Origin of the sequence: Stutzerimonas kunmingensis, from assembly GCF_032106285.1 — a bacterium.
GTDB lineage: Bacteria > Pseudomonadota > Gammaproteobacteria > Pseudomonadales > Pseudomonadaceae > Stutzerimonas > Stutzerimonas kunmingensis_B.
In genome coordinates, this window is record NZ_DAMCPO010000016.1 from 1 (window position 1) to 19,882 (window position 19,882).

At 62.0% G+C, this 19,882-nt stretch carries 17 protein-coding genes and 2 pseudogenes; 10 read left to right on the forward strand and 9 right to left on the reverse strand.

The window, feature by feature from the left end; genetic code table 11:
- Both RT582_RS13755 and RT582_RS13760 read right to left on the reverse strand, forming a co-directional pair.
- Positions 1–396 (reverse strand): annotated as a pseudogene (locus tag RT582_RS13755) (2Fe-2S iron-sulfur cluster-binding protein); the annotation flags it as partial.
- A gap of 131 nt (positions 397–527) precedes the next feature.
- Positions 528–950 (reverse strand): hypothetical protein, encoded by a 423-nt coding sequence (locus tag RT582_RS13760; RefSeq protein WP_169918116.1) that lies wholly within the window; start codon positions 948–950, stop codon positions 528–530.
- Positions 951–1,586: 636 nt separating this feature from the next.
- Here RT582_RS13760 and RT582_RS13765 point away from each other — a divergent pair.
- The 5 genes from RT582_RS13765 to RT582_RS13785 all read left to right on the forward strand — a co-directional run bounded on the left by RT582_RS13765 (position 1,587) and on the right by RT582_RS13785 (position 8,888).
- Complete coding sequence (locus RT582_RS13765; protein ID WP_003296208.1) at positions 1,587–2,873, forward strand: TolC family protein; 1,287 nt, start codon at positions 1,587–1,589, stop codon at positions 2,871–2,873.
- Positions 2,870–4,507: an efflux RND transporter periplasmic adaptor subunit gene (locus RT582_RS13770; RefSeq protein WP_003298499.1), complete on the forward strand. Its 1,638-nt coding sequence runs from the start codon at positions 2,870–2,872 to the stop codon at positions 4,505–4,507. The genes RT582_RS13765 and RT582_RS13770 overlap by 4 nt, the downstream gene beginning before the upstream one ends.
- 2 nt (positions 4,508–4,509) lie before the next feature.
- The gene (locus RT582_RS13775) at positions 4,510–7,632 is read left to right on the forward strand and encodes an efflux RND transporter permease subunit (RefSeq protein ID WP_011914418.1); all 3,123 of its coding nucleotides are present in this window, start codon (positions 4,510–4,512) and stop codon (positions 7,630–7,632) included.
- Positions 7,633–7,655: 23 nt separating this feature from the next.
- Positions 7,656–7,973, forward strand: coding sequence for a hypothetical protein (locus RT582_RS13780; protein WP_020307713.1), 318 nt, complete (start codon positions 7,656–7,658; stop codon positions 7,971–7,973).
- A 723-nt stretch (positions 7,974–8,696) separates the two neighbouring features.
- On the forward strand, positions 8,697–8,888 hold the full coding sequence (locus RT582_RS13785) for a hypothetical protein (protein WP_020307714.1): 192 nt from the start codon (positions 8,697–8,699) through the stop codon (positions 8,886–8,888).
- A 14-nt stretch (positions 8,889–8,902) separates the two neighbouring features.
- Here the strand turns inward: RT582_RS13785 and RT582_RS13790 are convergent.
- From RT582_RS13790 to RT582_RS13810, 5 genes and pseudogenes are all read right to left on the reverse strand, one after another.
- Positions 8,903–9,085, reverse strand: a pseudogene (locus RT582_RS13790) (IS5/IS1182 family transposase); the annotation flags it as partial.
- Positions 9,086–9,293: 208 nt separating this feature from the next.
- Positions 9,294–9,848: a biliverdin-producing heme oxygenase gene (locus RT582_RS13795; protein WP_313477906.1), complete on the reverse strand. Its 555-nt coding sequence runs from the start codon at positions 9,846–9,848 to the stop codon at positions 9,294–9,296.
- The gene (locus RT582_RS13800) at positions 9,841–12,246 is read right to left on the reverse strand and encodes a response regulator (RefSeq protein ID WP_313477909.1); all 2,406 of its coding nucleotides are present in this window, start codon (positions 12,244–12,246) and stop codon (positions 9,841–9,843) included. The genes RT582_RS13795 and RT582_RS13800 overlap by 8 nt, the downstream gene beginning before the upstream one ends.
- Positions 12,247–12,312: 66 nt before the next feature.
- A complete protein-coding gene (locus tag RT582_RS13805; RefSeq protein ID WP_023446463.1) occupies positions 12,313–12,786 on the reverse strand; it encodes a response regulator in 474 nt (157 codons plus the stop codon).
- Positions 12,786–15,056, reverse strand: a complete 2,271-nt coding sequence (locus RT582_RS13810) for an ATP-binding protein (RefSeq protein ID WP_133455182.1) — start codon at positions 15,054–15,056, stop codon at positions 12,786–12,788. Before RT582_RS13810 ends, RT582_RS13805 begins: the two co-directional genes overlap by 1 nt.
- Positions 15,057–15,283: 227 nt before the next feature.
- On the opposite strand from RT582_RS13810, the gene RT582_RS13815 reads away from it, so the two are divergent.
- Together RT582_RS13815 and RT582_RS13820 are read left to right on the forward strand one after the other, a co-directional pair.
- Positions 15,284–15,691 (forward strand): SMI1/KNR4 family protein, encoded by a 408-nt coding sequence (locus tag RT582_RS13815; RefSeq protein ID WP_102839097.1) that lies wholly within the window; start codon positions 15,284–15,286, stop codon positions 15,689–15,691.
- An 82-nt stretch (positions 15,692–15,773) separates the two neighbouring features.
- Positions 15,774–16,148 carry a DUF3301 domain-containing protein gene (locus tag RT582_RS13820; protein WP_102839668.1) on the forward strand — a complete coding sequence of 125 codons (375 nt, stop codon included), beginning with the start codon at positions 15,774–15,776 and terminating at the stop codon, positions 16,146–16,148.
- Positions 16,149–16,152: 4 nt separating this feature from the next.
- On the opposite strand, the gene RT582_RS13825 is transcribed toward RT582_RS13820, so the two are convergent.
- A complete protein-coding gene (locus RT582_RS13825; protein ID WP_313477917.1) occupies positions 16,153–17,139 on the reverse strand; it encodes a CobW family GTP-binding protein in 987 nt (328 codons plus the stop codon).
- Between the two features lie 70 nt (positions 17,140–17,209).
- Here RT582_RS13825 and RT582_RS13830 point away from each other — a divergent pair, with 70 nt between their 5' ends.
- Positions 17,210–17,572: an NADH:ubiquinone oxidoreductase gene (locus tag RT582_RS13830; protein WP_313477921.1), complete on the forward strand. Its 363-nt coding sequence runs from the start codon at positions 17,210–17,212 to the stop codon at positions 17,570–17,572.
- 61 nt (positions 17,573–17,633) lie between these two features.
- Here RT582_RS13830 and RT582_RS13835 read toward each other — a convergent pair whose 3' ends face one another.
- Positions 17,634–18,161 (reverse strand): DUF3617 domain-containing protein, encoded by a 528-nt coding sequence (locus tag RT582_RS13835; protein ID WP_208217103.1) that lies wholly within the window; start codon positions 18,159–18,161, stop codon positions 17,634–17,636.
- 166 nt (positions 18,162–18,327) lie between these two features.
- Between RT582_RS13835 and RT582_RS13840 the strand changes: the two genes are divergently transcribed.
- Positions 18,328–18,843, forward strand: coding sequence for a sigma-70 family RNA polymerase sigma factor (locus tag RT582_RS13840; RefSeq protein ID WP_102839093.1), 516 nt, complete (start codon positions 18,328–18,330; stop codon positions 18,841–18,843).
- Complete coding sequence (locus tag RT582_RS13845; RefSeq protein WP_313477924.1) at positions 18,843–19,805, forward strand: FecR domain-containing protein; 963 nt, start codon at positions 18,843–18,845, stop codon at positions 19,803–19,805. Before RT582_RS13840 ends, RT582_RS13845 begins: the two co-directional genes overlap by 1 nt.
- Positions 19,806–19,882 lie beyond the last annotated feature (77 nt).

The following is a 19,882-nucleotide window of genomic DNA, read 5'->3' on the forward strand; positions in this document are numbered from 1 at the left end:
ATCCCGACCGCACTCGTCTCCGCGGCAGCCGCGCATCATGTCGTCCATCATGCCGGCCATGGAACCGCCCATCGATTCATCACTCGAAGCCGGCATGCTGGCAGTCGCGTCCGGGTGATGCGCGGCGTGTTCGTCATCGCCGGACGATGCATCAGCCGGCGGTGTGGCGTTCATCGAACTGCTGCTTTGCACCGGCGTGTCATCGGCTGGCGCCGGCTGCGGTACCGCCATGCTTCCGGCCTTGTGATGCGCGGCGTGATCGTCGTCGCCCATCGGCACGCCAGCCGCCGGCGTGGTGCCCATCGGCACACCACCCATCGAGCCGCCGCCCTGGGCAGATGCCGTGCCGGCAGCGACCAGCTGCGCAGCCGTGGTGTAGCCGACCTTGCCTTGCAAATAAGCTGCGTGTAGATCAGCAGCCGACTGAGCGCCAGCAGTTCCGGGAGCTAGCAGCATCGCCAGCGTGGCTGCAGCGGCGACTCGCTTCCACCGTACGAAGTCTTCCGTTAGCACCGCGCCGGCCTCCGCTACATGTGGCCCATCTTCTTCTTAGCCATACCGCCACCCATGCTCGAATCCATCTTCTGCATGGTGGCGTCAACCCTCTGCATCTGCATCTCGCAGTGCTTCATGTCCTCATTCATCTGCTGCATGTGCTGCATCGTGGCAGACATGTCCATGCCCTGATGCGCAGAGGCGTCGCCAGTCTTCATCGCCATGGCCTGTTGATGCATCTGCATGCTGCCTTCCTGCATCTGTCGGCCCATGGCCTCCATGGCTTGCCCCTTTTGGCGCATCATGGCTGCCATCTCCTCCATGTGCGTGGCCATGGCATCGGGCGTTGCAAGCGTATTCTGAGGAGCAGAGGACTTCGGATCGGTAGCGTGCGCCGATGGCGTGCTGGTGGGCTGCTGTCCAATTGGGCTAGGCATGGCGTTCTTGTTGTGCATGTCGTCATCAGCGAGCGTCGTCCCAGCGAGGAGTATTCCCACGAAGCAAATTGGAGCGAGGGGTGTGCGTCGGTGCGGTCTCATGACAACCTCCTAATGGTTGTTTTTCTGACTTTGGCTGTGGGCGTAGGAAAAACTACCTTACAGATCAGGCTATTACTAATAGCCTACGGAGAAGAAGCTGTCGTAAACCTTACTTGTGCATTACATTTTCACGTTTGTTGGTGAAATAGTTGTATTGATTTTGAAGAGGAGGTAGCAGATTATTTGTGGTTTGCGGCGGCGGAGATAGCAGGTGTTTTGCGAGTAGTACGCTGAAAATATGTTAGTTTAGGTAACTGACATAAATGTAAAGTTTAGGTTATATAAACGACAGGTCTGATCTGCAATAAAGCCAAACAATATTTACGAACTATTCGAGGCTCGCTCATAAACGGGTCCAAGCTTTCCCTTGTGCCGAAATTTGCGTGCTTCGGAGTTAAACATGATGAATGACTTGATCAAATATCGCGCCTGGTCGGCACACCCGTTTCCGCTCTCCGCTCATGACTGGCGTGGTGCGCAAGCCGAAGTCCTCGAATATTCTAGTTGTCGTTGCTGCAATCAACGGGACCGGCACTGCAGTAAGGAGATTCTATGAACTGGATCGTTCAGCCGCTGCCCGTCCGCAGTTGGGGGCTGCTAGCACCCGTCATCCTAGGCCTTGCTCTGAGCAGCGGCGCGCAGGCTTCGCCAGGGTCAGCCGAGCTTGGCGCCACGTTGCCTCCGCTGCTAGACCTGCTTGAACGGCAGAGCCCAGAGCTCCGGGCTGTCGGGCATGAGAGGCAGGCCGCCTGGGAGCGTCCCGATGTAGCCGGTGCGCTCCCGGACCCGATGCTCACTTTTGAGGAAATGGGCATCGCCCGCGACGACCCGAGCCTATCGCCCAGCGGCGTTGGCAGCACACGTTACGCGTTCCGTCAGACTTTTCCTATTGGCGGCAAGCGGGGGCTTGCTCGCGAGATCGCAGAGGCGGGCGCCGAGCAGGCAGCGGCCCGCGAGCGCCTGAGCCGAGTCGAGCTCAGGAGTCTCGTCAAGCTTGCCTTCAACGAATACCAGTATGCCCACGCAGCCATCCAGGTCACCGAGGAGCTGCGGGCGCTGGTGGATGAGCTTGAGAGTATTGCCCAAGCTCGCTACAGAGTGGGGCTTGCGCCGCAACAGGACGTGATCAAGGCTCAGACCGAGCACACCAGTCTGCAGAGCGAGCTGCTGACGCTGGAACGCGACCGACGCGGCACGGCGGCGCGGTTGAACGGCATCTTGGCGCGCCCTGCGAACTCGCCGCTGGCGGAGCCCGCCGGTTGGCCTGCTCTGCCTGCATCAGTGCCGACCTTGGCTGAGCTGCAGGCTCGTATCTTCGGTGGCAATCCTCAACTGGCTGAGCTCAATGCACGAATTCAAGAGGCCCAGCGTGCTGAGGCGCTTGCCAGCCGAAACTGGATTCCGGATATCACCGTCGGCACTGCCGTCGTCCAGATGGGTAACCGGGCCGAAGAGTTCGAGTTGATGCTGGAGATGAATATCCCGCTGTGGGGCAAACGCCGCAGCGCAGAGCAGCGCGAGGCCGTTTCCTTGCGCTACGCCGCCGAGGCTCGTCGCGAGGCGGTCAACAGCCGTCTCGCGGGCAGCGTAGGTGAAGCGTGGTCGGCGTTGGAGACAGCCTTTCGACAGCACGAACTGATTGACAGAACGCTCCTGCCGCAGGCGGAGCTCACCTATCAATCGGCGCTCGCCAGCTATCAGACCGGCAACGTCGATTTCGCGACCTTGCTTGATGCCCAGCGACAGATTCGCCAGCTGAGGCTGTCGCTGCTCTCGCTGGCGCTGGAGCAACGAGTCCAAGTGGTGGAATTGGAACGTCTTGTCGGAGCAGAACTATGAATCGCAGCATGATTTTCGGCGCAGGTGCGCTCGCCCTTGCGACGGCAATCGCCGGCTTCGGTGGTGGCTACATGGTGGCGCAAAGGACAGGCTCCTCGGAGGTAGCTGGAAGCACCGCCCCACAAGAGCGCAAGGTTCTGTACTACCGCAACCCCATGGGGCTGCCCGACACGTCGCCAGTGCCCAAGAAGGATCCGATGGGGATGGACTACATCCCGGTCTACGCCGACAAGGGGCCTGCTGCCGCGCAGGGCGAGCGCAAGATCCTGTACTACCGCAATCCCATGGGACTGCCGGACACCTCCCCGGTGCCGAAGAAGGACTCCATGGGTATGGAGTACATCCCCGTTTATGAGGGTGATGAATCGGGAAACACCGTTGTAATCAGCCCTGAGAAGGTGCAGTTGCTGGGTGTACTGTCTTCGCCAGTTGAGCGCCGCGTGCTCACCCGTACAGTGCGTGCAGTCGGTACGGTGCAGGTCGACGAGCGCGGCCAATACACCTTGGCGCCCAAGTTTGAGGGTTGGATCGAAAAGCTCTACGTCAACACGACCGGTGAGCCGGTTCGCAAAGGCCAGCCACTTATGGAGGTCTACAGCCCCGAGCTGGTGTCGGCGCAGCAGGAGTTCCTGATCGCCAATGCCGGGCAGCAAAGTCTTGCCGGCGGCAGCGCGGCCGCGCAAAAGGGGCTCGCCTCCCTCTCCTATTCTGCCCTTGAGCGGCTACGCAATTGGGATATCGGGGAAGCACAGCTTGAACGGTTGCGTCGTACTGGCAAGGTAACTCGCACTTTGACGATCGCCGCGCCCGTGGATGGCGTGGTATTGGATAAGCCATCGGTTGAAGGTATGCGCTTTCAGCCAGGGGATGCCCTCTACCGAATCGCGGATCTCGATACCGTCTGGCTTATCGCTGAGGTTTTCGAGCAGGATCTGGCGTTAGTTCAGCTTGGGCAGAAGGCGCAGCTTACGGTAAGCGCCTATCCCGACCGGCGCTTTAGGGGCGAGGTAACCTTCGTTTATCCCGATCTGTCGCCGGAGACTCGCACCGCCAGGGTTCGCATCGAGCTAACCAATCCCGACGGCCTGCTTAAGCCGGCTATGTTCGGCACCGCTCAGCTCGCAGCAGGTGAGCAGGCGCCGGTGCTCGCAGTGCCTGACTCGGCGGTAATCGACAGCGGTACTCGCCGGATTGCGCTGGTTGCCCTGGGCGAAGGTCGCTTTGAGCCGCGCGAACTGCGCACAGGCAGGCGTGCCGACGGCTACCTTGAGGTGTTGGAAGGGCTGGGGGAGGGCGAGTCAGTAGTCACGCGCGCCAACTTCCTGATAGACGCCGAGAGCAACCTAAAGGCAGCGCTAAGCGGCATGAGTGGGAAGTCGGCTTCGACTGCAGAAGCGGATCCCCATGCCCATGGAGCCGCCGTCGGGCCTGACGGTCCCGCCGCGCCAGGCAATGCCGATGCACTTCATCGTCATGCTGGACACGACGATCACAGTGATAGCGGCAGTTACGAGAGCAACGAGCTTCATAAGCCGGCGGGTGAGGTGGATGCGGGCCACGGTAGCGACGCTGAGTCTGGGAGTCACCCAGATCATGTGATGCCGGACGGCGGCCATTCCCATGGAGGGCATTAAGCATGCTTGCCAAAATCATTGAATGGTCGGTGCGCAACGTCTTCCTTGTGTTGCTCGCCACGCTGATTATCATCGGCGCCGGCATCTACGCGGTAATGAAAACCCCACTGGACGCACTGCCGGACCTATCCGACGTGCAGGTGATTGTGTACACCGAATATCCTGGGCAGGCCCCGCAGGTGGTAGAGGATCAGGTCACCTATCCGCTTACCACGGCGCTGCTATCGGTGCCCAACTCCAAGGTGGTGCGAGGCTTCTCGTTTTTCGGTGCCTCCTTCGTCTATGTCATCTTCGAGGACGGTACCGACATCTATTGGGCCCGCTCGCGGGTGCTGGAGTACCTCAACTTCGCTTCGAAGAACCTGCCAGCGGGGGTGACACCCGCGTTAGGGCCAGATGCCACAGGTGTGGGCTGGGTCTACCAATACGCCTTGACCAGCACACGTCATACCCTTGCTGAGCTACGCACCCTGCAAGACTGGTTCGTGCGCTATCAGCTCACCAAGGCCGAAGGCATATCCGAGATTGCGAGCATCGGAGGCTTTGTCCAGCAGTACCAGGTCACCGTTGACCCGCAGAAGCTTCAGGCCTATGACATCCCGTTGAGCCGGATATCTGAAGTCATCCGTACCAGCAATGCCGACGTCGGTGGCCGCATCGTAGAGATGAGCGAGACCGAGTACATGGTGCGCGGTCGTGGCTACCTGCGCGGTGCAGAGGACATCGAGAAACTGGTGCTGAAAGCTTCACGCGGAATTCCGGTTCTGCTGCGTGATGTAGCTCGCGTCGAACTCGGCCCGGACGAGCGTCGCGGCGTCGTTGAGCTCGATGGAGAGGGTGAGGTGGTCGGCGGCATCGCCGTTGCCCGCTACGGCGAGAATGCTATGTCCGTGATCGACAATCTTGAGGCCAAAATAGAGGAGATCCGTCCCGGCCTGCCGGAAGGAGTGAATATCGAGACGGTGTACGACCGCTCGGATCTTATCCAGCGCGCTGTCGACAATCTCAAGTTCACGCTTCTTGAAGAGTCGATCATCGTTGCGCTGGTGTGCGTTGTGTTTCTTCTGCACGTGCGCAGTGCGCTGGTGGCCATCCTCATGCTGCCGATTGGCATCCTAATGTCCTTCATCGCCATGCGCTGGCTAGGGCTCAACTCCAACATCATGAGTTTGGGCGGCATCGCGATCGCCATCGGTGCGATGGTGGACGCAGCTATTGTGATGATCGAGAACGCCCACAAGCACCTGGAGCGAGCGCCGCCGGAGAAGCCGCGTGTACATATTATAATCGAGGCCTGTCGGGAGGTAGGCCCTGCGCTGTTCTTCTCGCTGCTGATCATCACAGTCTCCTTCCTACCGGTGTTCACGCTGGAGTCGCAGGAGGGGAGGATGTTCTCGCCGCTGGCGCTCACCAAGACCTTCGCTATGGGCGCTGCGGCGCTGCTATCAGTGACCCTGGTGCCGGTGCTGATGCTGCTGTTCGTGCGAGGGCGGATAATCCCCGAGCACAAGAACCCGGTGAACCGCTTTCTGATATGGGTCTACCGCCCGATCATCCAAGGTGTGCTGCGTTGGAAGGTGATGACAATCGTTGTAGCGCTGGTGGTTTTGGTCGTTAGCATTTTGCCGGCGCGGCAGCTCGGTAGCGAGTTCATGCCGCGACTCAACGAGGGCACGCTGCTGTATATGCCAGCCTCGCTTCCTGGTATGTCTATTACCAAGGCCGCTGAGCTCATGCAAACGCAGGACCGGATCATCAAGAGCTTCCCAGAGGTGGCCTCGGTGTTTGGCAAGGCGGGCCGCGCGGCCACGGCCACCGACCCGGCGCCGGTGGAAATGTTCGAGACGGTGGTTAACCTCAAACCGGAGAAAGAGTGGCGGCCAGGAATGACGGTGGACAAGCTCATCGCCGAGATGAACGACGCGCTGAAATTTCCGGGCGTGGCAAATAGCTGGACTATGCCCATCCAAGGGCGCTTGGACATGCTCTCCACCGGCATTCGAACGCCCATTGGCATCAAGGTATTTGGCATGGACCTCGCCGGGATCGAGCGGCTAGCAACTCAGATTGAAGCGGTTGTGCAGGCAGTGCCCGGCACCACCAGCGCGTTTGCCGAACGTATTACAGGCGGCTTCTACCTCGACATTTCGCCCGACTATGACGCCTTGGCCCGCTACGGCTTGACGGTAGGGGAAGTGCAAACGGTGATTAGCACCGCCCTTGGCGGCGAGCTTGTGACCACCACTGTCGAAGGGCGGGAGCGATTCGGCGTCAATGTGCGCTATCCGCGAGAGCTGCGTTCCGATCCCCAACGGATCGGCACTGAAGTGCTAGTGCCGACGCCGAGCGGTGCACAGATACCACTCGGCCAGCTTACGGACATCAGCATCACTAAGGGCGCGCCGAGCATCCGCACTGAGAACGCATTGCTATCGGCCTATATCTACGTGGATATTCGTGATAGGGATATCGGTAGCTACGTGCGCGAGGCGCAGCAAGCTGTACAGGAGCAAGTGAGTTTCCCGCCTGGGTATTATGTCACCTGGAGCGGCCAGTTTGAGTACATGGAGAGAGCGGCCGAGCGGCTGAAAATCGTAGTGCCGTTGACGCTGGTGGTGATCTTCCTCCTGTTGTATCTGAACTTCCGGCGGCTTACCGAGACGCTGATCGTCATGCTCTCAGTGCCATTCTCGCTGGTAGGTGGCGTTTGGCTGATGTGGGCGTTGGGCTACAACTTCTCCGTTGCAGTAGCGGTGGGTTTCATTGCTCTGGCTGGCGTTGCCGCGGAGACAGGCGTGATCATGCTGATCTACCTTGACCACGCGCTCGATGAGCGTCGAGCAGAGCGGGAGGCTGCCGGTGAAAAGCTGACGGTGGATGACCTTTACCAGGCAGTGATAATTGGCGCGGTGGATCGAGTGCGGCCGAAGATAATGACTGTGGTTGCCATCATGGCCGGTCTGTTGCCAATCATGTGGGGCACCGGTACCGGATCGGAGGTGATGAGGCGCATCGCCGCGCCGATGGTGGGCGGCATGGTTTCTTCGACGATTCTTACGCTGGTTGTTATTCCGGCGATCTATACGCTCGTGAAACAGCGTGGCCTGGCCCGTTCGGCTTGCTAAATGATGCGGATTCGAGCATCGATTTGTTCGAATCCGCCCTGATCGTCCGGCCGGTGGGTAATCGCATCGACTCCGACACCGATTCGCATCCTCCATCAGTCATTCGCGACGCTAATGGAGCCATAGATCTTGGAGGCGAAACGGTGTCGCTGCTGACTGTGCAGGCGCGATTCCCATCGACGGTATCGTCAACAACCAAAAGGCCCCAGGCTAAAATAGAGAAGACGTTGCATCGCCTGATAGATGTGCCGTGCAGCATGGCGCACGTGAAGTACGTTGCCGAAATCGATCTGGCGCTTAACCAGAAGTACTCGGCGTGCGGCATTCGCATCGCCTCCTAATTCCACCGGTCTTCATCTGGTCGCCGTGATGGATCTTGGTTTACGCCAGCTAACAAGCCAGGTCGAGCAGCACCGCAGATTCCAAATAACTGCCGCGGGAATCCATTCTCGGACGGCAGGCCAAGCGATGCGAATGGACAGCCACGCAAATCAGGCTTCGTGTCGATCACGTCTGCTACCTGTAGCAGCTACTTCGATCCAGGCGACCTGGCGTGGCCTCGGTGATTGCCACCATCGGGTGCTTCATCGGGCTACACAGAGCAAACGAAGCGGCATTGTACGGATTAAGCTTGCCGCACTCACCGCCTCAAGATCTTGGCGGTACTGCCTGCGCCCGCCACTTTCGTGAGGCAGTCGTATCCGCGTTGGGCAGCCCTAGCTCCGCAATTGCGCGCTAAAATGAAAGACGCTCCCCGCCGTTACCTTATGCTTCATGGGTAAGGCGCGAAGCCGCGTCTCTGAGCCGTCCGGATCAATTCGAACGAGCCATCCATCCCTCGCCATTATCAGCGTACGGCCTGCCTGAACTGCACGCAGGTAAGCAGCATGCGTGGCGCTGGCTGCGAGCGCAGGAATCAATCCCTCGGGATGGCCAATTTCGTGGTCGCTGGGCTCTGTCATGGTTTAGCCTCCAAATAGGGGGAATCTACGACATGGGTGTGCGCTATGGTAAGGCGTCTCCGCCATGCTTCTGACTTTAGCTTCTGTAAGGAGGGTGGCGTCATGGACACACCTAACAGCTGGCGAGTTGTCTGCCAAGATCCGGGAGACGGCAGCGGAGACGTAATCGTTGAGCTTCCATCTGAGTTACTTGCGAAACTCGGTTGGACGCTGGGAGATGAGCTGATAGTGGAGAAAAGCGAGGAGGGATTTTCCCTAAAGCTCAAACCGCGGCCCGTGAACGCACCTCTTTAGGCGGATTGCACCGCATAGGCGGCATAGCCAATGAGGCGTTCCGGCGTTAGATCGAACTGCGCTTCGAAACACTCGACCATCGTTCTGGTCGAGTCGACTGCGGCAGTACGATGCACCGGAGTCGTTTCCACTTACATGATCACGCCATGCTCGGTGTCGCTCAGGAAGTTGGCGGAGTAGGCAAAATAAGCCGAGCCAGGGCGGCGGTGTCAGACTTTATTCCTGGCTGCGGTGGGGCTTTTCCGGCGGACGCGTTAGGCTGTGTCGAACTATATTTCCGTTGTTGCGGCATGCCATAGCGCTGAAGCTTGCGGATTTTGCGGCCCTCTATGTCAAACTATATTCTGGGCATCCAGCGTGTGTTGTTGTTGTGTAAAGCAAAGGCCCTGCGGGGCCTTTGTCCTTTCAGCCGTATTCGCAGTCGTGTTCCAGCGCGGCAGCTTCGGCGAACAGCGCGAACGTCTGTTCGGCGGCGAGCAGCATCGGTTCCCAGGCGTAACTGGCAGTATGCTGTTCGAGACGGGCGAGGAAGGCCGGCCAGAGCCTGGTGACCTCACCATGCTCGAGGTAACGAATGGGGACGGTCTGGTTGGCCTGACGTACACGCCGTGCGAGCACGCGGCCACCCAGGCGTGACCCTTCCAGCACGTAGGCGACGCCCCAGCAGCTGGCGAAATCGTTCAATGACGGTATCGACAGCGCTGCTGGAGACGGGCATTCCAGTTCGGCCAGATCGGCCCATAAGGCATGACGGCGCACCCGCATCGGCCAGTCGTCGAGCAAAGCGGCGAAACCGGCGCGCTCCAGCGCGATCTCCGCGGCGCTGAGGACCCGGCTGTGGGCACGCAGGAAGCGACGATAATCGTCTGGCTGCTCGAGGTTGAAATCCGAGAAGGCGGCATCTACTTGCTCATGCAGTGGCGCCGTAGCCTGTCTGAGGCGTGCGCGCAGCTCAGCCATCGGTCAGGCTGCCTTCGTTCAAAGCCAGATGAATCTTGCTCGCCAGTTGTTCCTCGCGGAACGGTTTCTGGATGATCGAGTAGCCGGCCAGACCCAGTTCGCACAGCTCGGCGTAACCGGTCACGAAAATCACCGGCAGCTCGGGGTAGCGCGTGCGCACGGCACGGGCCAGTTCGCCGCCGTTCATGCCGGGCATGGCGAAATCGGCCAGCAGCAGATCGACCTCGATCTCATCGGCCAGCAGCTGCAAGGCATGGTCGCCGCTGTCCGCCTCGGTCACTGCGAAGCCGAGGTCCTGCAGCATCAGCGCGGTCACCTCACGCACGCTGGAATCGTCGTCCACCAGCAGGATGCTGTGCTGTGCATTGTCCTCGCGCGTCCCGGCGCTCACCGCCAGGATCGGCTCCAGCTGCTGCGGTGCCGCGGTGCGCGGCAGGAATACCTTGACCGTGGTACCCACGCCCTCGCGGCTTTCGATACGGGCACCGCCACCGGATTGCTTGGCGAAACCGAAAACCTGCGCCAGCCCGAGGCCTGAGCCCTTGCCGACTTCCTTGGTAGTGAAAAAGGGCTCGAACGCCTTGCTCAGCACGGCTTCGCTCATGCCGGACCCGGTGTCGGCGACCGACAGCATCACATACTCACCGGGGCTCGGGTCTTCGGCGCGCTGCGCCGGCTGGTCGATCACCACGTTGCGTGTACCCAGCGTCAGCCGGCCGCTATCAGCCATTGCGTCGCGGGCGTTGATTGCCAGGTTGAGGATGATCATCTCGATCTGGGTCGGGTCCACCAGAGCGTGCCAGATGTCCGCCTGGGTGTCCGTCTCGATGCTGACGCTGCCACCCAGGGTGCTCTTGAGCAGGCTGAGCAGGTTGACCAGGGTGTCGTTGAGGTCGATGGCGGTGGGTGCCAGCTGCTGGCGCCGGGCGAAGGCCAGCAACTGGCTGGTCAGGGTGGCGCCGCGCTCGCCCGACTCGCGGATGTACTGCAGTCGACGCAGGCTGCGCTCCAGCGGCGCGCCGTTCTGCAGGTCGTTTTGCAGGAAGCTGGCGCTGGTGAGGATCACGGTCAACAGGTTGTTGAAGTCGTGGGCGACGCCGGCGGTCAGCTGGCCGACGGCTTCCAGGCGCTGCATCTGCTGCAGTGTGGCCTCGACACGCTCGCGCTCCTGGATCTGCGCGCGCAGCTCGCGGTTGGCATCGGCCAGTTTGTCGACCGCGGCGATTTCGCTGGTGATGTCGCGTGCTGCCGAGTAGATACGGCCGCCATCGGCCACGGCCGACCAGGACAGCCAGCGGTAGCTGCCGTCGCGGTGGCGCATGCGATTGACGAAGCGGGTGGTGACCTTGCCACGGCCCACTCGCGCGGTCTCTTCCAGCGTCGCCTGCAGGTCGTCCGGGTGTACCAGGCGGGTCAGCGGATGCTCCATCAGCTGCTCCAGCGGCCAGTCGAAGGCCTGTTCCCACATCGGATTCAGCGCGACCGGCATCATGTCCGTATGGGTCACGGCGAGCAGATCGCGCGACAGCTCCCAGGTGCGATCGCGCTCTCGGGTGCGTTCCTGAACGCGCTCACCGAGGGTTTCGTTCATCTGCCGCAGCGTCTGGGTCGCCAGCTGCTGCTCGGTGATGTCCATCAGCACGCCAACGAAGCGCGTACAGCGCTCGCCGTCGAAAAACGCCTGGCCGCGGGTTTCCATCCAGCGCATGCGCCCGTCCTCGAAGAGCACGCGATAGGTGGTGCTGAATTGGCCGGCGTCGCTACCGGAAATGGCGCGGGCAACCTGCTCGCGCATCCGTTCGCGGTCGTCCGGATGGCAGAGCCGCTCGAACAGCGGCATGTCGACCGGCGTCTCGGCAGTGATTCCCATCATCGCGCGGCAGCGCTCGTCCCAGATCAGCGTGCCGCTTTGCGGTTCGTAGTCCCACATGCCCAGCCGTGCCGCATCGATAGCCAGGCGCGCGCGTACCTCGACCTCGCGCAGCGCCTGCTCGGCCTGCAGCCGGCGCCGGCGCTCGTTGACCTCGCCCATCGCGCGTTCCACGGCCTTGGGCAGGAAGCCGAGGTTCTGCTTGAGCACGTAGTCGACCGCGCCGGAGCGCATCATGTTGACCGCATGCTCTTCGCCGAACACACCGGACAGAAAGATGAAGGGGGTCTGAGGCGCGAGCCGACGCGCTTCCTGCAGCGCCTGGCTACCGGAGAAGCCGGGCAGGATGAAGTCAGCCAGGATCAGGTCGAATTCGCGTCGTTGCAGGGCTTCGACCACACCGGCCCGGTCATATACCAGCTCAGTGTGCAGGGTGTAGCCACTGCGCTCCAGCGCCAACTGGGCAAGTTCGGCGTCGTGCGGGCTGTCCTCGATGAACAGGACGCTGATGTTCTTTGACGCTGGCATATCCAACCTGTCGAGGAAGCAGGAATCATCGAAACGGCCCGCCAGGCACGGGCCGGCAATGCTCGTTCAGTTCTTTTCGTCTTTGTTGCGCGCGCGCTTGAGACGCAGCGAACCGGGTGGCGGCTCGTTGAGCACGGCCCAGAAGATGCCGAGGTCGGAGATTGCGGCGACAAAATCCTTGAATTCGACCGGTTTGACGACGTAAGCGTTCACCCCGAGCTCGTAGGCTTTCATCAGGTCGGGTTCTTCCCGCGAAGAGGTCAGCATGACCACTGGAATGCTGCGCAGCTCGGCGGTCTCGCGTACGGTCTTGAGCACTTCCAGGCCGTCGACCTTGGGCAGCTTCAGATCGAGTAGCAGCACTGCCGGATTGCCATCGGCGCGATCGGCGTAAGCGCCGGTGCGCTGCAGGTAGTTCAGCGCCTCGGCGCCGTCACGCATGATCACCACCTCATTGGCCAGCTGACTGCGCTCCAGCGCGATCAGGGTGAGTTCCAGGTCGTGGGGGTTGTCTTCGACCAGCAGTATTGGTTTCAGCATCAGATGTCTCGGTCCAGGAGGGACGATGTATAGGACAGTTTTGGGAGTGAGAAGTAGAACGTGGCGCCCTTGTCCAGCTGGCCTTCGGCCCAGACCTGGCCGTCGTGGCGCTCGATGATGCGGCGCACGCTCGCCAGGCCGATGCCGATACCTTCGAACTCCTCCATGCGGTGCAGGCGCTGGAACACGCCGAACAGCTTGCTCGAGTACTGCATGTCGAAGCCGACGCCGTTGTCGCGCACATAGACGACCACTTCGCCGGCGCGCTGTTCGGCACCCACCTCGATGACGGCCACCTCCCGGGTGCGGCTGTACTTGACCGCGTTGTCGATCAGGTTGCGCAGCACCATGTGAATGAAGGCGGCATCGGCGACTACGATCGGCATCGGCAGCAGGTGCCATTCGATCTGGCGACCTTCGCAGTCAGGCGCCAGCTCCTCGCGAATCGAGGCGACCAATGCACCGAGGTCGACATCCGACAGGCGCAACGCCGAACGGCCCATCTGCGAGAAGCTCAGCAGGTTGTCCACCAGCGTGCCGGCGAAGCGTGCGGCGTCGGCGATGTTGTCGAGAAAGCGCATCCCACGTTCGCTCAGTTGCTTGCTCTCCATCTCGCTGAGCAGCTCGGTGTAGCCGGCGATATGCCGCAGCGGAGCGCGCAGGTCGTGGGAAACGCTGTAGGAGAAGGCCTCCAGCTCCTTGTTGCTGGCGCGCAACTCGCCGGCCAGCTGGGCCATCTCCTCGGCTTTGCGCAAGACAATCCCGAGCACCGCATTGCGCAGTTCCAGCGCGCCCTCGATCACCACCTGATCCCAGGGCTGTGCATAGCCGCGCAGGGTTTCCTGCCATTGTTCGAAGCTGTGTCGCGGAGTGAGCGCACCACTCTGACGGTCGATCTGTTTTTCCGGCTGACCGGCCCAGTTGACGGTCTTGATCTGCTCGTGGCGAAACCAGATCAGATAGTGCGCGTGCAGGCGCGAGATGGAGATGGCCATGACCCCGGCACAGTGCTCGCCGAGCGCCGGCATGTCGGGAATGTCGCGGCTGATGCAGTCACTGTGGAAGACCAGTTCGTCGCGCCGTTCGCCCAGCCACCGCGCCAGCTGCAGGATCTGTTCATGGTCCGGTGTGTCGCCGACGGTTTCGCACTTGTCGGCGGAAATGATCGCCGCGCCATCGGCACCGGCGAACCCCAGCACCACCTCGGGGAAGTGGCGGAAACCCTCGACCACGCTGTCGCGATCGGCCATCGCCGCGAGCAGGTGGACGATCTGGTGACGCAGTTCCAGCTTGCGCTGAGCAACGATCTCGCTTTCCCGCGCCTCGATTTGCAGCGAAAGGATGCGTCCGAGCAGCTCGCAGGCGGTGCGGGTCTGGTAGCTGACCGCACGCGGTTCGGCATCATGGCAGGAGATCAGCCCCCAGAGGCGGTCGCGAATGACGATGGAGATCGACATCGACGCCAGCGTGCCCATGTTGCGCATGTACTGCAGATGCACCGGGGAAACGCTGCGCAGTGCGGCGAAGCTCAGGTCGAGCGGCGCGCCGGAGATCGGGTTGAGCGCCGGCACCAGGGGCGAGGGTTGATAGTTGGCGTCCTGAATCACCCGGATCAGGTTTTCACGATACAGCCGGCGCGCCTGCTGCGGGATGTCGGCAGCCGGGAAGCACAGCCCGAGATAGCTTGGATAGCCGGGGTCGGCGACCTCTGCCAGCACTACGCCATTGTCTTCGGCATCGAAGCGATAGGCCTTGACGCGACCGAAGCCGGTGATGCGCTTGACCTCCCGAACCGCCAGTTGGCAGAGCGCTTCCAGCTCGCGGCTGTCCTGTAGCTGGGCGACGAAGGTGCGCATCAGCGGGTAGAGGGTGTCATAGGCCTGGCCGGAGGTTTCCGCGCGTTCGAATTCGAGGATCAGCTGGCCGCGATGGCGATGGCCGAGCAGGGCGAACGCCTGGCCGGGGACACCGGTGAGACCGATGCTCACATCGCTCAGGTGGAAGGGATTGTGGTCGTCTTCGCTCAGTGCCGTGAGACCGGCTTCGATGCGTGCGGTGGGTAGCAGGTTCGACAGAGGCTGGCCGACCAGCGAGCGGGCGTCGATTCCGAGCCAGTGCTGAACGTTTTCACTGGCCTGCTGCACACGTAGCTCGGGCTCGCTGACCACCAGCAGGAAACCATGGGGCTGGATGCTACCGGGGATATGGATTGGTTCGTCGGCGCATCGATCGATGGCCTGGAGCAACTCCTGGGCTTCGGTAGTGGTCATTGCGTGTCCTTGTTCAGGTCCGAGCGGACCAGATGTGTTTGGCAGGCACCAATGCAAATTGCTACCTAATTTCTGCAATTGTGCGTATTGAAACGGGCAAGTCGCCGTGAATGTATTAACCGAGCGTTTCGCTAAGCCATGCACTTTAACGCGACAGAACTGGCTCGCCAATCCGGCGGGCTGTATAAACGGGGCCTTGCCTGGGGGGCATACGACAGGAGGTGGATGTGGAAGAAGTCATCGAACAGCTGCGCGAGCTCAACGAGCCGGTGCCGGTACCGCTGGAACTGCCCGACGACGATCTCTTGGTGGAGATCGAGGAACAGCTGTTGATCAACCTCCCGTTCGGCCTGCGCGAGTTCCTGCTTCAGGTCAGCGATGTGATCTACGGGCGCCTGGAGCCGGTCACCGCCACCGATCCGCAATCGCACACCTACCTGCCGGAAGTCGCCGCCAATGCCTGGGATGCCGGCGTGCCGCGCGATCTGATTCCGATCTGCCAGGACGGGCGTGACTACTATGTGGTCGACCTGGAAGGTGAAGTCACCCTGTGGGACGGCGACGACGGTGAACTCACCGAAGAAACCTGGGAGACGGTCTGGCACTGGGCGCGCGACGTCTGGCTGGAAAGCTGAAGCGGATGTACGACGCTGTCCACACGGCCCCGCCGTGGCGGCCTGCTAAGCTGTGTACCCGCCGGTCACTTTGCCTTACTTCATGCTGACTCTTAGCAATCTCTTCCTGTTCATGTTGCTGGCAGCCGCGGCCGCCTGGCTCTGGCATTCCCATGGCATTCGCGAGCGTGCCCTGCAGGCAGTGCGGCGACATTGTCAGAAGCTCGATGTGGAACTGCTCGACGGTAATGTGGCGTTTCGCAAGCTGACCCTGTTGCCGGATGCACGCGGCCAGCGCCGGCTTGCCCGCATCTACGGGTTCGAGTTCACGGTCACCGGTGAGCAGCGGCACCCCGGTACCATCGTCATGTTCGGTGCCCAGGTCGGCCGTATCGAGCTGGCGGCACACCCGTTCCAGCCCGCCGACGAGCCGGGGCGGGTGATCCAGCTGGACGACTGGCGCCGCCCCCGCGATTGACGGGTCAGTCGTCGATACGACACGCCGTCATGCCCTGTTGCAATTCCGCCTGCGACTGCGGTTCGCTGAAGATCAGCTCTATCCTCGAATCCCGCCGCCACTCGCTGCTCCTGAAGACCAGCACCTGACCATCCAGTGCATTGGCTGACTGCCAGCCGCTGCGGCCGTGGACCACCAGTTTGGCGCGACGCCAGGGCCAGCGCGCCAGCCATTGCGAGAGCTGGTCGAGATCGAAACGCTGGCTCGGGTGCCAGCGCCAGCCGATGCTCCAGTACTCCGCTGTCACCTGAACCTGGCAGATCGGCTGGCGCGGATCGAGCCAAACCTGCGCCAGCGTCGCCGACCCGCTGGGCAGGGTGGTCGCGCGTGCTGATTCACTGGCGCGTGCGCCGATACCGGGAAGCCGTTCCAGGGGCAACTGGCCTTGCGTGGTCCAGTAAAGCGTTTGCTCGGGCAGTTGCTCGGCCAGTCGTGTTCGGGCGGATGCGTCCAGTAGTTCGCTCTTGTTCATCAACAGCAGTCCGGCTTGCGTCAGGGCCTGCCGCTGGCTGTCGGGCAGGGCTTCGCCGCGGCTGAGGGCGGCGGCATCCAGCACGAGCACGCTCGGCTGGATGCTCAGCACGCTCTGCCATGGCGACTGGCCGAGCTGACGCAGCAGTTCCGCCGGGTGACCCAGGCCGGAGGGCTCGATCAGCAAGCGGTCTGGTTTCGCCTGGCGCAGCAGGCGCGCCAGGCCAACCTGGAACGGCACGCCGTTGACGCAGCACAGGCAGCCGCCGGGGATCTCCGCCAGACTGATACCGTCTGCTTCGGTCTTAAGCAACGCGGCGTCCAGGCCGATCTGGCCGAACTCGTTGATCAATACGGCCCAGCGTTCGTCGGCGGGCTTCTGATCGAGCAGGTGGCGGATCAGGCTGGTTTTGCCGGCGCCAAGCGGGCCGCCGATGACATGGGTCGGGATATGTTCGAGCATGGCGGCCATGTTGCGCATTTTGCGCTGGGTCTGAAAGGGGCCGGTGGCTCATGCTAAAGTCACCGGCGGTTCTCGGGGAGGTGAAATCGTGCGGCTACCGTTCTTGCTGACAGCCCTGTGCGGCCTGCTCGTCGCTGCCGACGTGATGGCTGAAGCGTGCGTCATTAACAGCCACGACGACCGCGTGGCAGTGAAGCTGTGCCAGGCGAACATCAATATCCCCGCAGAGCTGTTCCGCACCGGCTTCTGTCAGCCGCAGTTGAAGGATCACGAGGTCGAAGTCGAGTTCGTCGATCAGTGCCCGGACGGTGCCTTCGGTGTCTGCCGCAACGCGCAGGTGTCGAACATGCCGTACCGGCAGGACATCCACTATTACGGCATCGCCAGTGATGCGCGCTTTCTCCAGCCCGCCTGCGAACAGAACAACCAGGGCCGCTGGGAGAAGAACTGACGCCAGCCCAGCAGCCATAGGGGTTTCACGTGGAACCTCTGCTGATTTCCGCGGTTGCCTTCTAACGAGCCGGTTTCAATGCGCCGCAATCGTCCGCTATCCAGCGCGCGTGGGATTCGATTCGTGACGTTCCAGTCTCGGTGCCCTGGCGGTATTGGCTTTCCACGGTGCTGACGAATTCCTTGTTGCTGATGAAGCGCGTCTCGCCCTGACCTTGGGCATCCGGGCACTCGAACCTGAATTTCCACAGCTTATCGCCACGCTCGGTGATCTCCTGCTTGCACGCCGGATCGTCCTGAAACGGCAAGTCTCCCGACGCCACCTGCGCCTCGCTCAGGCAGATGCGTACCCCGTTGGCGCCCAGCTGCACACCATGCGCGGCAAACATTCCTTCCATCATCCGGCGCTGGTCGGCAGGCAGGTTGCGCATCTGCTCCATCATCTGCTGCATGGCCGGCAGTTGCTGGCCGTCCACCTGGATGTCGCCACTGCTGAATTCCCACAGGCCCGGCAGGATCTGCTGCGCATGGGCCGGCAGCAGGGCCAGCGAGAGGCTGAACGACACGGCTAGTGATAGAGGGCGGATCATGCTTGAGCTCCTGAGGCTATGTCCCTCTCAGCCTAGCCGAACGGTCGCCGCAGTACCGGCCAAATGCTGACGGTCATCCGATCGATGAGCAAATGCGGCGATTGCCATGGATTTATGTTGTTGAGAAGCGTTAGCATTAACGCCTGCTGCGCTCATGGGAGGCCGCATGGCAACTGAAGGCATGCTTCGGCAACAGATGCTGCACCGTCTCTACGCCGATCATCACGGCTGGCTCAATGGCTGGCTGCGTCGGCAGCTGGGCTGCAATCAGCGTGCGGCTGACCTGGCGCAGGATACCTTCGTGCGCGTGCTCAGCAAGGATCAGGACATGGCTGCCATTCGCGAGCCCAGAGCCTACCTGCACACCATCGCCAAGGGGCTGCTGATCAACCATTGGCGGCGTCGGCAGATCGAGCAGGCCTATCTGGATGCGCTTGCCCTGCAGCCGGAACCGGTCGTGCCATCGCCCGAATCCCAGGCGTTGATCGTCGAAACCCTGTTGCAGATCGATGCCATGCTGATGCGTCTGCCGACCCGGGTCCGCAGTGCCTTCCTGATGTCGCAGCTGCACGGCATGACCTACGCGGCGATCGCCAGCGAACTTGGCGTCTCCGAGCGTATGGTGAAGAAATACATGAGCCAGGCCATGCTGCACTGCCTGATGCTGGTCGAGGACGATTGATGGGCATCGATTACCGCGTGCTGCAGGAGGCGGCGAAATGGTTCGCCGTGTTGCAGTCCGGCTCGGCCAGTCGCGCAGAGCATCAGGCATGGTCCGCATGGCTGGAACAGCCGGAACATGCCCGCGCGTGGGCTCGGGTCGAGCGCATCAGCGGGCAGTTCCAGCCCCTGGCGGCCGACCCGGTCGGCCGAAGCGCGGGTGGGCTTCTGCACAGCCGCCGATCGAATCGGCGCCAGGCGCTGAAGATGCTGTCGGTGCTGTGCGGTGGCACTGCGCTGAGCCTGGCCAGCGGACATATGCCGTGGCGACAGTGGGCCGCCGACGAGCGCACCGCGGTGGGCGAGGTGCGCGACATGAAACTGGCCGATGGCTCACGCCTGTGGCTGAACACCGATACGGCGCTGGATATCGCCTTCGATACCAAGACACGGCAGCTGGCGCTGTATCGTGGCGAGTTGCTGATCGAGGCCCCCGCCAGCCGGCGGGCGCGCCCGTTGCTGGTCACCAGCCGCGAAGGGCGGTTGTACAGCGAGCAGGCCGCGCGCTTTTCGGTGCGCCAGGACGATGGGCGGACCCGGGTCAGCGTCTTCGCCGGAATAGTGGATATTCAGCTGGACGGCTTCGGCATCACCAGCATCCCGGCCGGGCAGCAGACGGCGTTCGGCAGTCGCGGCGTCGAACCGCTCGAGGCGGCCAGCGCCGAGCACCAGGCCTGGACCACCGGCGTGTTGTTGGCCGATAACCAGCGCCTGGAGGACTTCCTCGCCGAACTGTCGCGCTATCGCCACGGCTACCTCGGTTGCGATCCACGAATCGCCGATCTGCGCGTCGTCGGGGCATTTCCCCTTGCCGATACCGAGCGGGTGCTGGACGCGCTGGCCGCCACGCTGCCGGTGCGTATCGAGCGACGTATGGCCTGGTGGGTCAGTCTCGAGCCGGCGACCGAGCGCGCTGGCGTTTGAGCCAATACGGACACGAATAAAAAATATTCGCATCTGCAGTTCCCTTTCTTCGAACTGGCCGGGCATAGGACGAAACC